Here is a 14,713-nt window from a genome sequence, read left to right on the forward strand (position 1 = left end):
GAGATGTCTCGTGGGCTCGGAGATGTGTATAAGAGACAGGTGAGTCCGCATGGAACTCACCGGCCGACGCACTGAGGTCGACCGGATCACGACCCTCGCCGTACTCCCCCGGGAGTCCGCGCTGGTCGTCGTCGGCGACCCCGGCTCCGGACGCACGAGCGTCCTCGACGCGGCCAGTGGCCGCGTCCCCGTCCCCGTCGTCCGCATCGGCGTCAACGGGACCGAGTCCCGTTGGCCGCTCAGCGGCGTGACGACCCTCTTCGGCGCACTCGACGACCCCCGGGCCGCCGCGCACGTGACACGGATCCTCGCGTCGGTCCGCGACGCGGACCCGTCCCGGGCGATCGTCGTGGCGCACGAGCTCCTCGCGACGCTGCGTGTGCTGCAGCTCCCGCCGACGCTCGTCCTCATCGACGACCTCGACCGGATGGACGCGGCGAGCCAGACGCTCATCGCGTTCCTCGCCGGTCGGCTGGTCGGCACGTCGCTGCGGATCGTGGCGACGGTGGCGAGCCTCCCGTCCGACGGGCCGCTGACGGCACTGCCGTCGATGCGCCTGGAGGCCCTGCCCGCGGACGAGACGCTGCTGCTCGCCCGCAGCATGGTCGCCGAGGACGCGAACGACGGTGTGCTGGCGGTCGTCGCCGAGCAGACCGCCGGCAACCCCGGCGTGCTCCGCGAACAGCTCGACGTGCTCAGTCGGGACCAGCTGCTCGGCTCCGAGCCGCTCGTGCTGCCGTTGCGACCCACCGAGACCACCGGCCGGATCGCCGCCGCGGCCGTCGCCGGGACCGGCACCCGCGACCTCGAGGTCCTGGCCCGCCTGGCCCTGGTGCCCGTCACCCGCGCGGTCGGGCCGGAGTGGGACCGGGACGTCGTGGAGGACCTCGCCGCACTCGGTCTCGTCACGGTCCGCGGGCAGTCGATCGCCGTCCGTTCGCCGCTCGTGCGGTCCTGGCTGCACTGGCAGATGCCCGCCCGTGACCGTCGTGCTGCCCACGCCGGGCTGGCCGCGTCCGCCGACACCTCGGACCCGCGTGCCGCTGCCTGGCACCGGAGCTTCACCGCGGACGAGCCCGACGCCGTGGCGCTCCTGCACGCGGCGCGCGAGTACGCGGCCGACGGTGAACCCGGCGCCGCGGTCACGCTCACCGAACGGGCCCTGCACGTCGGGACGCGCTCGGAGCCGGAACACCTGGCGCTCCTGGCCGTCGCGGAGGTGCTGCTCACGCGCCGTCTCCTCGGCTACGCGGCGCGGTACCTCGCGGCGATCGAGCCGTTCGCCTCCCGCCTCGACGACGTCCGCCGCCTCCGCCTGCACTACTCGGTGCAGTACCTCAGCGGCGAAGCGGTGGTGGCCGACGAGCTCATCGTCCCGGCCGACGCCGGCGACCACGACGAGGCCCTGGCCGTGACGGGCCTCGTGGCCATGGTCGCGAGCTTCCGGGCCGAGGCGTGGGAGCTCGACCAGGCCCGTGAACTCCTGGAGCGCGCCGAACCGTACGAGCACGACCTCCCCACACCGACCGCACAGGTCCTCCAGGCCGCCCGCACCATGGTGGCCGCGATCGCCGGTCACCTGCCGGCCGACCGGGACCTGCACGACGGACTCGCGACGCCGAGCCTGCTCGCGCTGTCCGACCCGGCGCTGCTCATGCTCGCGCACGCGCTGAGCCTGTCCGATCGGCACCGGAGCGCCCGCCGTGTGTTCGCCCTGGTCCTCACCCGGTCCACGCACACCGCGCCGGTGTGGCTCGAGGCCGCGCGGTACCTCTCCGCGGAGAACGAGGTGCGGTCCGGCGACTTCCGCCTCGCGCACCGGGCCATCGACGCCTGGGAGTCCGGGTCGAGCGTGGTCGAGCGCCTCCGGGAGCCGTCGCGGGCGATCGCGATCGCGTGGCGGCACTTCCTCGAAGGACATCCCTTCGCGGCCCTCGACGTCCTCGACCGGTGCCTCGCGGACCGGTCCACGAGCGGGCTCTGGGGTGCGACGGCGAAGCTGCACGCGTTCCGCGGGCGGGTCCTGCTGTCCGAGGACCGGTTGGACGAGGCGGTCACCGCGCTCGAGACCGCGGACGCGATCGGTCGGACGCTGCGGAACCCGACGGTCCTCCGTCACCTCGGCGACCTCGTCGAGACGTACGTCCGGCTCGGCCGGACCGAGGACGCGCGGTCGACGACCGCTCGGCTCGCGGCCGATCACCGTGCGCACCCGTCGCGCTGGGGCGCGCTCGTGCTGGCGAGGAGCCTCGCGCTCGTCGCCGACGAGGACACGCGTGACGCCGCACGGTACCGGGCGCTCGAGCTGTTCGAGCCGACGGACCCGCAGTACGAGCGTGGCCGCACGCTGGCCGCGCTCGCTGCGACGAGCACCGGCCCGGACCGCGCCCGACTCGGTACGACCGCTGCGGCTGCCTTCGAGGCCGCGGGGCTGCGGCGTCCGCTCGTCGCACCGCAGGGCGACGTCGCGATGCCCCCGGTCCACGCCGTCGTCGTGGACGGCGTCGGGGTGCACGCGGAGGCGAGCGGTACGGCGCCGGTGAGTGCGACCCGGTTCCGCACCGCTCCGTCGCCGACCACGCCCCGGAGCGCCCCGGACGCCGTCCCGGTCCTCCCCCTGCTCACCGCGGAGGAGCGTGCCGTCGTGCAGAAGGTGACCGAGGGGTACCGCAACCGCGAGATCGCCTCGTCGCTGTACATGTCGCAGCGAACGGTCGAACTGCGCCTCACGCAGATCTACCGGAAGGTGGGCGCCCGGTCACGCTCGCACCTGGTGGCACTGCTGGGGTGACGCCGGACTCCCAGTGAACACCAGCGGGCGGTCTGGGACGATGGCGCCTTGACCGCCCTGCCCGCCTCCGCCGTGTCCGGCGCCCTGCTCATCGGCGCCGTGCTCCCCCTCCTGCCGTTCCTCGGCCGGATCGCGCGCCTCGCCGCGACGATCGCCCACGAGGTGGGCCACTGCGTCGTCGTCGTGCCGTTCGGCGGTCGCATCCGGCGCATCGACCTGCACGCGGACGGCTCGGGTGAGGCGTGGGTGTCGCTGGGCCGGGTCCCGGGGGCCGTGCGGTGGCTCGTCCGGGTGCTCAACCTCTTCGCCGGGTACAGCGCACCGCTCTGGGCGGGGGCACTGCTCGTCACCGGCGCGGTGGTGGGCACGCCCTGGCTCCCGGTCGTCGTGCTCGGCGTCGTCGGTCTCGTCGCCCTGGCGTTCGTCCGGAACTGGTTCGGCCTGCTCGTCGTCGTCGGGTTCGACGCCCTCGCCCTCTGGGTGGCGCTCCGCCCCTCCGACCTCACCCTGCTCGTCGTCGCGGCCCTCGGCGCCGCGTTCCTCGTCGACGGACTCCGCTCGCTGCTCCAGGTGCTCCGCTGGCTGCTGACCGGGGCCCGCGTCCAGACCGACTTCCACATCGCCGCCGCCGAGATGCGCCTGCCCGCCGTCGTCTGGTTCGTGCTGTTCCTCGGCGTCAACGGCGTCGCGGTGTGGGCCGCCCGCGGACCGCTGCTCGCCGTGTGGGACACCGTCGTGGTGGGCGTCCGGGCGGTCGTCGGGGCGTAGCCGGACACCCGGACCGACGGACGCCGCACCCGGGATGCCGTAACGCGACGTCGTGTTCGCTCCCCCCGGCGCCGGGGCCTGCGAGAGTACCGCCCACAGCAGACCCGAGAGCGCGGGGCGGCAGCACGGAGGTGGACGGATGACGGACGAGCGACCCGGGTTCGCGACGGAGCAGGTGCACGGCGGGTTCCTCCCGGACACCGGACACGGCGCGCGCGTCCCCGCGATCCACATGTCCTCGGGCTTCCTGTTCGACGACGCCGCGCAGGCTCGCGACCGCTTCGCCGGCACCGACGACGGCTACGCGTACACGCGGCTCGGCAACCCGACGAACGGGGACGTCGAGCGGCGCATCGCCCTCCTCGAACACGGCACCGAGGCCGTCCTCGTCGGCAGCGGACAGGCGGCGGCGACGGTCGCGTTCCTCGGGCTGCTCGCCGCCGGGGACCACGTGGTCAGCGCGTCGAGCATCTACGAGGGCACCCGCGGACTGCTGCTGCAGAACCTCGGACGACTCGGGATCGAGGTCGACTTCGTCACCGACGCGCGTGACCTCGACGCGTGGGCCGCCGCGGTCCGCCCGGAGACGAAGCTCTTCTTCGCGGAGACCATCCCGAACCCGAAGAACGACGTCCTCGACATCGCCGGCGTCGCGGAGGTCGCGCACCGAGCCGGCGTCCCGCTCGTCGTCGACAACACCCTCGCGACCCCGTACCTCGTGCAGCCGGTCGACCACGGCGCCGACGTCGTGATCCACTCCGCGTCGAAGTTCCTCTCCGGCCACGGCGCCGGGCTCGGCGGTGTCGTCGTGGACGGCGGCCGTTTCGACTGGACGGTGACCCCCGAGCGCTGGCCGCACCTGACCCGGTCGGACCGTGCCCTCGGCGGTGCGAGCCACACCGACCGGTACGGACGCGGCGCGTTCATCGCCTACGCCCGGCACGTCGTCGCCGCCCGCATCGGCCCCACACCGTCGCCGTTCAACGCGTTCCTCCTCCGCCAGGGCATCGAGACCCTGTCGCTGCGCGTCGAACGCCACGTCGCGAACGCGCTCGCCGTGGCGACCTGGCTCGAGGCGCAGCCGGAGGTGACGAGCGTGGACCACGCGGGGCTCGCCTCCAGTCCGTACCACGACCTCGCCCGTCGCTACCTGCCGCGCGGTGCCGGGTCGGTGTTCGCCTTCACGCTCGCCGGCGGCGAGGTCGCCGCGCACGCCCTCATCGACGCGGTCCGGCTCTTCAGCCGGATGACCCACCTCGGCGACGTCCGGTCGCTCGTGCTGCACCCCGCGTCGACGACGCACGCCGGACGGACCCCGGAGGAGCGCGCGGCGCAGGGCATCCACGACGGGCTCGTCCGCCTGTCGGTGGGGATCGAGGACGTCGCGGACCTCATCCGCGACCTGGAGCGCGGGTTCGCGGCCGTCCGTGCGCTCGCCGAACCCGGCCGGGAGGCTCGCCCCGACCCCGCGACGGACGGCGCGACGGTCGGCGTCCCGGCCCCGGCAGGCGTGCGCTGATGGCCCGGATGCAGCACATCGGCTACTTCTTCTCGCGCGGCTTCGGTCCGCAGGCGTGGGGTCGGCCGGACTGGCACTGGGGGCACGACTGGACGAAGCCGGACCTGTACCAGCAGTCCGTCCGGGCGCTCGAGGACGCCGGGTTCGACCTCGTCATCGCGGAGGACGCGATCTCGCTCGGGAACCCCGCGACGCTCGACCTCCGGATCCGCCAGGCGTACGGCGGCCCAAAGCACGACCCGCTCCTCCTCGCGCCGTGGCTGTTCGCGGCGACCCGGCACATCGGCATGGCCCCGACCGTGAACGCCGGGGTGACGCCGCCGTACCTGGCCGCCCGGCAGCTCGCGACCCTCGCGCACCTGTCCTCCGACCGGCTCGGGGTCAACGTGGTCACCGACGTCGGCAGCGCCCGGCACGCCGGCCTCGACCCGGTGCCGCACGACGTCGCCTACGACCGCGCCGAGGAGTGGACCGGTCTGCTCCGCCGCCTCTGGCACTCGTGGGGCGACGGGTACGTCGGGTCCGAGGCCGACTGGCACTTCGCGGACGGCGACCGCCTCGACGCGTTCAGCCACGCGGGCGAGCACTTCCGCACCGCCGGGCCGTTGAACGCCCTCCCGCTCGCCACGGACCCCGTCGTGGTCTCCCCCGGCGGGTCCGGACGCGGGCTCGGCTTCGCGGGGACGCACTCCGACGTGCAGCTCGCCCTCGCCCCGCTCTCCGCGGCGGCGGTGTCGGCGTACCGGCGGACGGTGCACGACGCGGCCGTCCGCGCCGGTCGCGGCCCGGACGACGTGCGGGTCCTCTTCGTCCTGAAGCCCGTCGTGGTGTCCTCGGCGGCCGAGGCCGACCGTGTCGTCGAGGCCTCGCGGCACCCCTCGGACGACGACCTCCGCGCCGCCGCCCTGGCCTGGTCGAGCGACGCGGAGACCGACCTGCTCGCGCTCGACCTCGACGCGCCGATCCCGGAGGGCACGTTCGCCGACCACGTGTCCGCCGGCACGGTCCGCGGACTCGTCGGGGACACCCCGGACGCACCGCTCCGGGAACTGCTCACCCGGAAGGCCCGGCTCGGCCGCGTCGCCGACCGGTCCGGGTTCGTCGGGACGGCGGAGGAGTTCGCGGACTTCATCGAGGAACTCGGGTCGGACGCGGACAACGACGGCGTGATCCTGTCGGGCGACCTGCACCCGGCGCAGGTGTACCGCATGCTCGGGGACCTGGTGCCGGTGCTCCGGCAGCGCGGGCTGCTACGCCGGGAGTACGGCGACGGTGGGCTCCGGTCGAACCTGTTCGACTTCTGACCCCCGGGGGACGGGCTACTTGTCCTTCTTGTCGGACTTCTTCTTCCCGTCCGACTTCTTCTTCCCGCTGTCCTTCTTGCCCGACTTCTTCTTCCCGCTCACCTTCTTGTCCGACTTCTTCCCGCCTGACTTCTTCTTCCCACCGGGCTTCTGCGCGTCGGCATCGGGAGCGTCGGCACCGGAACCGTCGACACCGGGACCGTCGACACCGTCGACCGGTTCGACCACGACCGAGGCACCGGTGTCCGTGATGGTCCCGACGGCCTGCCCTTCGACCTCGGTCGCGAGCGCGTCCTCGATCCGCTCGACGACGATCTCGGCGCCCGACCCGGCGAGACGCACCAGGGCCTGGGCGGCACGGAGCCGCGTCGTCGACCGGCGGGCCAGGGCGTCCGCACGTGCCCCTTCGAGGAAAGTCCGCAGCGCACGCTCCGGCTGGCTCCGGCCACGCGGCGCCGCGCGGTCGAGACGGTCGAGCGCGCCGGCCGTCCCCGCCATGTCGTCCTCGACGTGCTCGTGCCGCACGGTCTCGACGAGCGCCGCGACCGCTGCCGCCGCCTGCTCGACCGCGGGGCTCCGCTGGTCCATCACGACGAGCATCTCGAAGACCGCGCCGTAGGACATCGTCTCGAGCCGCACCGGCTCCGCGCCGCGCCCGCGTAACACCAGACGGGCCTCCGGCGTCGGCAGCCACGCGACCACGGCCGCGACCGAGGCGACGGACCCCACGATGCGCTCGTACTCGGCCAGGCCCAGACGGTCCTGCTGTCGCAGACGGACTCGGATCGCGATCTCCTGCACGGGGTACCTCTCGCTCGGGTACGGCACCGCGGACGCGGAACCGTGCCCTCGAACGTAGTCCTCACACCCGGCCGCTCCGGCGACGCGCACCCGCGCCTGCGCAACGGGCCCGGACACGCAGAACGCCCCGCACCGTCCGAGGACGGTGCGGGGCGTTCTGTGGCGACTCACGTGACAGTGGTCCGACGATCGGCAGGTGGTGGAGATGGGGGGAATCGAACCCCCGTCCATCGCTGCAATTCGACGTCTTCTACGGGCGTATCCGGATGTTCGTTCTGCTCGGCCCCGTCCGTTGCTACCGGCTTCTCGGACGACAGGCCCAGTCTCAGTGCACGTCCCGCACGGCCCTGAGGCACAACCGCGCAGCAAGTCCCCTTGATGACGCCGGACTCAGGTTAGGGAACGATCACCTGGCCGACGGACTTCATGTGCTGGGCTGCTTACGCAGCGAGAGCGAAGTCAGTGCGCTTGGAATTGGCACTTGTTGTTTTCCACGGATCGTTGACGAGATGACCGTGGGTCCTCGGCCCGCTTCCCGTCGGCACACAGGCGATGTCGAAACCGATCATCCCCATGCAGGCCGTCGTGCGGACCACTGTCACGCTGTTGAGTTGCCAAGCCCGTCCCCGGAGACCTCCGGGTCAGGCAGCTGTTCAGTCTACCGACCGGACAGCATCAACGCTAGTCGGCCCGCCTGGTCACTCGCCGAGTCGGTTGCGCGACCGCATGGCCCGTTCGGCCTCGCGCTTGTCGGTCTTCTCGCGCAGCGCCTGGCGCTTGTCGAACTCGCGCTTGCCCTTCGCGACCGCGATCTCGACCTTGGCCCGGCCGTCCGAGAAGTAGATCTTCATCGGCACGAGTGTGTACCCGCCCTGCGCGGTCTTGTGCGAGATCTTCACGATCTCCTGCTTGTGCAGGAGCAGCTTGCGCTTCCGCCGCGGTGCGTGGTTGTTCCACGTGCCCTCGGTGTACTCGGGGATGTGCACGGCGTCGAGCCACGCCTCCCCCGCGTCGACGAACGCGTACCCGTCCACGAGCGACGCTCGGCCTTCCCGCAGCGACTTCACCTCGGTCCCGCTGAGCACCATGCCGGCCTCGTACGTGTCCTCGATGAGGTAGTCGTGGCGCGCACGACGGTTCGTCGCGACGACCTTCTCCCCGCGTTCCTTCGCCATGCCCGGCTCCTTCTCGATGGTGTGCACTCGCCCGTGCGAGCCGCCCAGCATATCGAACACGGACGGGCCCGCGCACCTTCCCGGTGCGCGGGCCCGTCCGGGGTCCGCGGGCGTCGCCCGGTCAGACCTTGAGGTAGCGGCGGATCGCGATCGACGCCGACAGCGCCGCCAGGACGACCCCGATGACGATCACCGCCGGGACCACGACCGCCGCGTCGTCCATGCCGATGAACGCGGTGCCCGAGAAGCGTTTCGTCAGGTAGTTCCGGACGAAGAACCAGACCACCGCCAGGATCGCGCCGCCGGCCAGGACCGCTCCCACCGCAGCGGCGATCACGCCCTCGAGCACGAACGGTGTCTGGATGAACCGGTTCGACGCCCCCACCAACCGCATGATCCCGAGCTCCCGGCGTCTCGAGAACGCGGACAAGCGGATCGTCGTCGCGATGAGCAGCACCGCGGCGACGAGCATCAGGGACGCGATGCCGATGGCCGTGTAGGACGAGGCGTTGAGCAGGTTGAAGATCGGCTGCAGGTACCCGCGTTGGTCGACGACACTCTGCACGCCCGCGACCTTCGACAGGCTCTCCACGAGCACGTCCGCCTGCGACGGGTTCTTCAGGTTCACCCAGAAGGTCTCGTTGAGGTACTCGGGCTTGACGAACTCCGTGGCCGGGGAGTCCTTGAACTGCTGCTTGAACCGCGTGTACGCGTCCTGCTGGTCCTCGAAGTAGGACTTCTCGATGTACGGCTGGAGCGTGGACGAGTCGAGCTGCTGCTTGATCTGGTCCCGCTGGTCGGCGGTCGCCTTCGCGCCGGTGCAATTGCCGGTCGTGTCGGTGTCGGTGCACAGGTACACCGCCACCTGGGCCCGGTCGTACCAGTAGCCCTTCATCTGGTTGATCTGCATCTGGAGCAGGATCGCGGTGCCGACGAAGGTCAGCGAGATGAAGGTCACGAGGACGACCGACACCACCATCGAGGCGTTCCGTCGGAGACCGGAACCGACCTCGGCCATGACGAGTCCGAGCCTCATCGGATGAGCCCCGGGATCGTCTGGATGCCGGTCGTGTTCGAGACGCCGCCGCGCTGGATCGGCAGGGCCTGGGTCTGGTACCCGCCGGCCTGCTCGTCACGGAGGACCGTGCCGCCGGAGAGCTCGATGACCCGCCGCTGCATCTGGTTCACGATGCTCGCGTCGTGCGTCGCCATCAGGATCGTCGTGCCTCCCTGGTTGATGCGTTCGAGGAGCGCCATGATGCCCGCCGAGGTCGTCGGGTCGAGGTTGCCGGTCGGTTCGTCGGCCAGCAGGACCGCGGGCTTGTTGACGACGGCACGGGCGATCGCGACGCGCTGCTGCTCACCGCCGGAGAGCTCGTGCGGCATCCGGGTCGCCTTGCCGGAGAGCCCGACGAGCTTGAGCACGTCCGTGACGGACTCGCTGATGAAGCCCTTGCTCTTGCCGATCACCTGCAGCGAGAACGCGACGTTGTCGAACACGTTCTTGTTCGGGAGCAGCCGGAAGTCCTGGAACACCACGCCGAGGTTGCGGCGGAAGTACGGGACCTTGCGGGACGAGAGCGCGCCGAGACGCTGTCCGAGGACGTGGATCTGCCCGCGGGAGGGCTTCTCCTCCTTGAGGACGAGCCGGAGGAAGCTCGACTTCCCGGAGCCGGACGCACCGACGAGGAAGACGAACTCACCCTTGAGGATCTCGAGGGTGACGTTGTCGAGAGCGGGACTCGGGTTGCCCGAGTACACCTTGGTGACCTGGTCGAATTTGATCATGACCGGATCAGGGTAGGTCGCGATCCGGTGATCCTGCTCCAGGCGCGCGGCTCACGACCCCGTGGACTCGTGCAGGTCAGTCCTCGTCCGGGCGCTTGCGCCAGCGGATCCCGGCGTTGATGAAGCCGTCGAGGTCGCCGTCGAACACCGCCGAGGGGTTGTTGACCTCGTAGTCGGTGCGCAGGTCCTTGACCATCTGGTACGGGGCCAGCACGTAGTTGCGGATCTGGTCGCCCCAGCTGGCCGTGATCGTGCCCGCGAGTTCCTTCTTCTTCGCGTTCTCCTCTTCCTTCTTCAGGAGCAGGAGGCGCGACTGCAGCACGCGCATGGCGGCGGCACGGTTCTGGATCTGCGACTTCTCGTTCTGCATCGAGACGACGGTGCCGGTCGGGATGTGGGTCAGGCGCACGGCCGAGTCGGTCGTGTTGACGGACTGCCCGCCGGGGCCGGAGGACCGGAACACGTCGACGCGGATGTCGTTCTCCGGGATGTCGATGACCGCGGTCTCCGGCATGAGCGGGATGACCTCCACCGCGGCGAAGGACGTCTGGCGCTTGCCGGCGGCACCGAACGGCGACATCCGGACGAGGCGGTGCGTGCCGGCCTCGACCGACAGCGTGCCGAACGCGTGCGGACCGTCGACCTCGAACGTGGCGGACTTGATGCCCGCTTCCTCCGCGTAGGAGGTGTCCATCACGGTGACCTTCTGGTCGTGCTGCTCGGCGTACCGCAGGTACATGCGCATGAGCATCTCGGCGAAGTCCGCGGCGTCGACACCGCCGGCGCCGGCACGGATCGTGATGACGGCGGGACGGTCGTCGTACTCGCCGTCCAGGAGGGTCTGCACCTCGAGCTCGCCCATGGTCTTGGTGATCGCGGCGAGTTCGGCGAGCGCCTCGTCGGCGGACTCCTGGTCCTCCGCCTCGTTCGCCATCTCGACCAGGACCTCGAGGTCGTCGAGGCGCTGCTCGGTGGCCGTGAGCTTCTTCAGCTCGGCCTGCCGGTGCGCGAGCGCGCTCGTCACCTGCTGCGCGTGGTCGGTGTCCTCCCACAGGTCGGGCGCGCCGGCCTGCTCGCTGAGCTCCGCGATCTCACGCTCGAGGCGGTCCACATCGACCACCGAGCGGATGTTCCCGAAGGTCACGCGGAGGGCGTTGACCTGTTCGGCGATGTCCAGTTCGACCATGGTCCCCGATCCTACCGGCGCTTCCCGGCCGGGAGGACCGGGCCGGCCCCGTCCCGTCGCCCGCGGAACCGGGTGGCCGGTCAGCGTCCGAGCGACGGTTCCCGGGACGCCATGCCGGCGGCACCCGCGCGCGCCACCGCTGCGGGCAGCGCCGCCAGGAACGCGTCGACGTCGTCGTCCGTCGAGGTGTGTCCGAGCGTGATGCGGAGCGCACCGCGCGCGTCGTCCTCGCTGAGCCCCATCGCGAGCAGCACGTGCGAGGCCTCCGGGACCCCGGCCTGACACGCGGACCCGGTGGAGACGGCCACGCCGGCGGCGTCGAGCAGGAAGAGCAGGGAGTCCCCCTCGCAGCCGGGGAAGGTGAAGTGCGCGTTGCCCGGGAGCCGGTCGTCCGGGTCCCCCATGAGCACCGCGGTGGGGACCGCGCGGCGGACCCCGGCGACGATCCGGTCACGGAGGTGCCGGACGTCGGCGTGCGGCGAGGCGGCGGCCACCCCGAAGGCGGCGGCCGCCGGCGCGTCCTGGGTCCCGCTCCGCACCTGCCGCTGCTGGCCCCCGCCGTGGATGAGCGGCTCGACGACGGCGCGACGCCCGAGCACGAGGGCCCCGACGCCGACCGGTCCGCCGATCTTGTGGGCCGACACGCTCAGCGCGTCGAGCCCGGACGCGGCGAAGTCCACCGGGACCTGGCCGTAGGCGGCGACCGCGTCGCTGTGCACCGGCACGCCGGCGTCGTGCGCGAGCGCGACGATGCGCTCGACCGGCTGGATGGTGCCGACCTCGTTGTTCGCCCACAGGAACGTCACCAGGGCGACGTCGTCCGCGGCGGCGAGTCGGGCCTCCAGTGCGGCCAGGTCGACCCGACCCTGCGCGTCCAGCGGGACGACGTCGACGACGGCGCCCTCGTGGCGCTCCAGCCAGTCGACGGTGTCCACCGTGGCGTGGTGCTCGCCGGCCGGGACCACGATGCGGGGTCGCCGTCGGTCCCGCTGGCGCGCCCAGAACAGGCCCTTCACGGCGAGGTTGATGCTCTCGGTGCCGCCGGAGGTGAAGACGACCTCCACCGGGTCGGCGCCGAGCGACGCGGCGACCCGCGCTCGTCCGTCCTCGAGCAGCATGCGGGCGTGCTGGCCGGCGCTGTGGATGGACGACGGGTTCCCCACGGTGCGCAACGCATCGGTGAACGCGGCGAGCGCCTCGGGCAGGATCGGCGTCGTGGCGGCGTGGTCGAGGTAGACGGGCACGGGGTACCCCTTTCTGGAGCGTTTTCAGGATACCCGGGTGTCCTCGTACCCTGGGGTCGTGTACCAGACGGCGATCGACACCATCCCGGGCTTCCGGCTCGACGACGGCGACCCGCGCTTCGCGCTCCGGTCGGCGACGGCGACGGCCGCGGCGGTGGTCGTCGACGGCCGCGGACGCTTCGACCTCACCCGGCAGGGCGACTCCGACCTGTGGACCGCGGTCACCCCCGGCGTCCGAGCGGGTGACGCGTACCACCTCCTCGTCGACGGGCCGACGGGGCCGCGGCACGGGTTCGACCCGGCGCTGCCGCTCCTCGACCCGTACGCGCGGGGCATCGTCCCCACCGGGCACGACCCGGTCGACGGCGCCGACACGGACGGCCGCCCCCGGTGGACGAGCGTCGTCGTGGACGGTGCGTTCGACTGGGGCGGTGTCGGCAAGCCCGAGGTGCCCCGCGACCGCGTGGTCGTCTACGAGGCGAACGTCCGCACCCTGACCGCGGCGAACCCCGTCGTGCCGGAGGACCTCCGCGGCACGTACGCGGGCGTCGCGCACGAGAGCACCATCGCGCACCTCCAGCGGATCGGCGTGACGACGCTCGAACTCCTCCCCGTGCAGGCGTTCGACACGGAACGCTGGCTCCGCGAGGCCGGGCGCGAGAACGCATGGGGCTACAACACGCTCGGGTTCTTCGCCCCGCACGCCGGGCACGCCTCGGCCGCAGCACGGGCAGCGGGTGCGGACGCGGTGCTCCGCGAGTTCAAGGGCATGGTGCGACTGCTCCACGAGGCCGGCATCCAGGTCGTGCTCGACGTCGTCTACAACCACACGGCGGAGGAGGGCCTCGGCGGCCCGACCACGTCGCTGCGCGGCATCGACGGCGCGAACCGCTACCGGTGGTCCGACACGGACACCTACTACGACACGACGGGCTGCGGCAACACGCTCGACACCTCGGTGGAGGCGACCGCCGACCTGGTCCTCGACAGCCTGCGCTACTGGGCGCGCGAGGTGCAGGTCGACGGGTTCCGCTTCGACCTGATGGCCGCGCTCGCCCGGGACGCCGACCACCGGTTCGACCCCGAGCACCCGCTGCTCGACCGCATCCGCAGCCACCCGGACCTGCAGGACACCCTCGTCATCGCCGAGCCGTGGGACGTCGGCCCGGACGGTTGGCGCACCGGGTCGTTCGGTGCCGGGACCCTCGAGTGGAACGACGGCTTCCGGGACACCGTCCGGAAGTTCTGGCTCGGGGACGTCGCCGACGAACGCCGGCACGGCTCACCCGACACCGGGATCGGTGGCCTCGCCGGCGCACTGACCGGGTCGCAGCACCTGTTCGGGAGCCGCGGGCCGCTCTCCGGCGTCAACTTCGTCACCGCCCACGACGGGTTCACCCTCCACGACCTGGTGTCGTACGACGCCAAGCACAACGCTGCCAACGGCGAGGACGGCCGCGACGGCTCGAACGACAACCGCTCGTTCAACCACGGAGTCGAGGGCCCGACGGCGGACCGCGGCGTCCGCGCTGCCCGTGGTCGGTCGATGCGGAACCTCATGGCGACCGTGCTGCTGTCCGCGGGCGTCCCGATGATCACCGCGGGCGACGAACGCAGCCGCACCCAGCACGGCAACAACAACGCGTACGTCGTCTCCGAGGACCTGACCCCGGTGGACTGGTCCGACGACGAGGACGCCGAGTCGATGACCGAGACGGTCGCGGCCCTCACCCGCCTCCGCGCCGCACACCCGGCACTCCGTCCGTCACGCTTCGGCGTCCCCGGGCAGACCACGCCGTCGGCGTCCCGGATGACCTGGTACGGCCCGGACGGGCTGCCGATGACCGCCGAGGGCTGGGACCAGCCGATCCACCGCGCGCTGCAGTACTTCGTCGAGTCCACCCCGGAGCACGAGCCGTACGACCGCGTCCTCGTCGTCGTGCACGGCAGCGGCCGCACCCGCGACATCACGCTGCCGTCCCGCGAGGACGTCTTCGCGTACCGGCTGGCGTGGTCGAGTGAGAAGCACCGGGACCACGAGCGGCACCGCCCCGCCGGCACCGTGTTCACGGCCTACGGTCCGGGCATCCACGTCTTCGAGGTCGTCTGACGATCCGTCGCGCCGCGGCCGGTCCGC

Annotated in this window: 11 protein-coding genes and 1 other RNA gene; 5 read left to right on the top strand and 7 right to left on the bottom strand. The window is 72.0% G+C overall.

The features are described from left to right. Nucleotides 1–49: 49 nt before the first annotated feature. The 4 genes from DEJ32_RS12190 (at nucleotide 50) to DEJ32_RS12205 (ending at nucleotide 6,382) form a co-directional block, all read left to right on the top strand. Nucleotides 50–2,791, top strand: coding sequence for a LuxR family transcriptional regulator (locus DEJ32_RS12190; RefSeq protein WP_110901476.1), 2,742 nt, complete (start codon nucleotides 50–52; stop codon nucleotides 2,789–2,791). A gap of 48 nt (nucleotides 2,792–2,839) precedes the next feature. Further along, a complete protein-coding gene (locus DEJ32_RS12195) occupies nucleotides 2,840–3,559 on the top strand; it encodes a M50 family metallopeptidase (RefSeq protein ID WP_110901477.1) in 720 nt (239 codons plus the stop codon). A 139-nt stretch (nucleotides 3,560–3,698) separates the two neighbouring features. After that, complete coding sequence (locus tag DEJ32_RS12200) at nucleotides 3,699–5,078, top strand: O-acetylhomoserine aminocarboxypropyltransferase/cysteine synthase family protein (RefSeq protein WP_110901478.1); 1,380 nt, start codon at nucleotides 3,699–3,701, stop codon at nucleotides 5,076–5,078. After that, the gene (locus DEJ32_RS12205) at nucleotides 5,078–6,382 is read left to right on the top strand and encodes an LLM class flavin-dependent oxidoreductase (RefSeq protein ID WP_110901479.1); all 1,305 of its coding nucleotides are present in this window, start codon (nucleotides 5,078–5,080) and stop codon (nucleotides 6,380–6,382) included. The genes DEJ32_RS12200 and DEJ32_RS12205 overlap by 1 nt, the downstream gene beginning before the upstream one ends. Nucleotides 6,383–6,397: 15 nt before the next feature. On the opposite strand, the gene DEJ32_RS12210 is transcribed toward DEJ32_RS12205, so the two are convergent. From DEJ32_RS12210 to DEJ32_RS12240, 7 genes are all read right to left on the bottom strand, one after another. Next, entirely contained in the window at nucleotides 6,398–7,183 is a 786-nt protein-coding gene (locus DEJ32_RS12210) for a hypothetical protein (RefSeq protein ID WP_146234152.1), read from the bottom strand. Between the two features lie 197 nt (nucleotides 7,184–7,380). Continuing rightward, nucleotides 7,381–7,756: a transfer-messenger RNA gene (ssrA, locus tag DEJ32_RS12215) on the bottom strand. 125 nt (nucleotides 7,757–7,881) lie between these two features. After that, the gene (gene smpB / locus DEJ32_RS12220) at nucleotides 7,882–8,358 is read right to left on the bottom strand and encodes an SsrA-binding protein SmpB (RefSeq protein WP_110825237.1); all 477 of its coding nucleotides are present in this window, start codon (nucleotides 8,356–8,358) and stop codon (nucleotides 7,882–7,884) included. A 121-nt stretch (nucleotides 8,359–8,479) separates the two neighbouring features. Continuing rightward, entirely contained in the window at nucleotides 8,480–9,394 is a 915-nt protein-coding gene (ftsX, locus tag DEJ32_RS12225; RefSeq protein WP_110825176.1) for a permease-like cell division protein FtsX, read from the bottom strand. Further along, nucleotides 9,391–10,146, bottom strand: coding sequence for a cell division ATP-binding protein FtsE (gene ftsE / locus DEJ32_RS12230; RefSeq protein ID WP_110825177.1), 756 nt, complete (start codon nucleotides 10,144–10,146; stop codon nucleotides 9,391–9,393). Before ftsE ends, ftsX begins: the two co-directional genes overlap by 4 nt. 76 nt (nucleotides 10,147–10,222) lie before the next feature. After that, nucleotides 10,223–11,332: a peptide chain release factor 2 gene (prfB, locus tag DEJ32_RS12235; RefSeq protein ID WP_110825178.1), complete on the bottom strand. Its 1,110-nt coding sequence runs from the start codon at nucleotides 11,330–11,332 to the stop codon at nucleotides 10,223–10,225. 80 nt (nucleotides 11,333–11,412) lie between these two features. Continuing rightward, a complete protein-coding gene (locus DEJ32_RS12240; RefSeq protein ID WP_110901481.1) occupies nucleotides 11,413–12,576 on the bottom strand; it encodes a cysteine desulfurase family protein in 1,164 nt (387 codons plus the stop codon). Nucleotides 12,577–12,613: 37 nt separating this feature from the next. On the opposite strand from DEJ32_RS12240, the gene DEJ32_RS12245 reads away from it, so the two are divergent. Next, the gene (locus DEJ32_RS12245; protein ID WP_258368401.1) at nucleotides 12,614–14,686 is read left to right on the top strand and encodes a glycogen-debranching protein; all 2,073 of its coding nucleotides are present in this window, start codon (nucleotides 12,614–12,616) and stop codon (nucleotides 14,684–14,686) included. The last annotated feature ends 27 nt before the right edge of the window (nucleotides 14,687–14,713 follow it).

It is taken from the genome of Curtobacterium sp. MCPF17_046 (genome assembly GCF_003224295.1).
Classification (GTDB): Bacteria; Actinomycetota; Actinomycetes; order Actinomycetales; family Microbacteriaceae; genus Curtobacterium.

What these genes read in the sequence shown, in the direction of transcription:
- ftsX (WP_110825176.1), bottom strand. Translation starts at nt 9,394, where the DNA reads ATGAGGCTCGGACTCGTCATGGCCGAGGTCGGTTCCGGTCTCCGACGG.
- DEJ32_RS12205 (WP_110901479.1), top strand. Translation starts at nt 5,078, where the DNA reads ATGGCCCGGATGCAGCACATCGGCTACTTCTTCTCGCGCGGCTTCGGT.
- prfB (WP_110825178.1), bottom strand. Translation starts at nt 11,332, where the DNA reads ATGGTCGAACTGGACATCGCCGAACAGGTCAACGCCCTCCGCGTGACC.
- DEJ32_RS12200 (WP_110901478.1), top strand. Translation starts at nt 3,699, where the DNA reads ATGACGGACGAGCGACCCGGGTTCGCGACGGAGCAGGTGCACGGCGGG.
- ftsE (WP_110825177.1), bottom strand. Translation starts at nt 10,146, where the DNA reads ATGATCAAATTCGACCAGGTCACCAAGGTGTACTCGGGCAACCCGAGT.
- DEJ32_RS12190 (WP_110901476.1), top strand. Translation starts at nt 50, where the DNA reads ATGGAACTCACCGGCCGACGCACTGAGGTCGACCGGATCACGACCCTC.
- smpB (WP_110825237.1), bottom strand. Translation starts at nt 8,358, where the DNA reads ATGGCGAAGGAACGCGGGGAGAAGGTCGTCGCGACGAACCGTCGTGCG.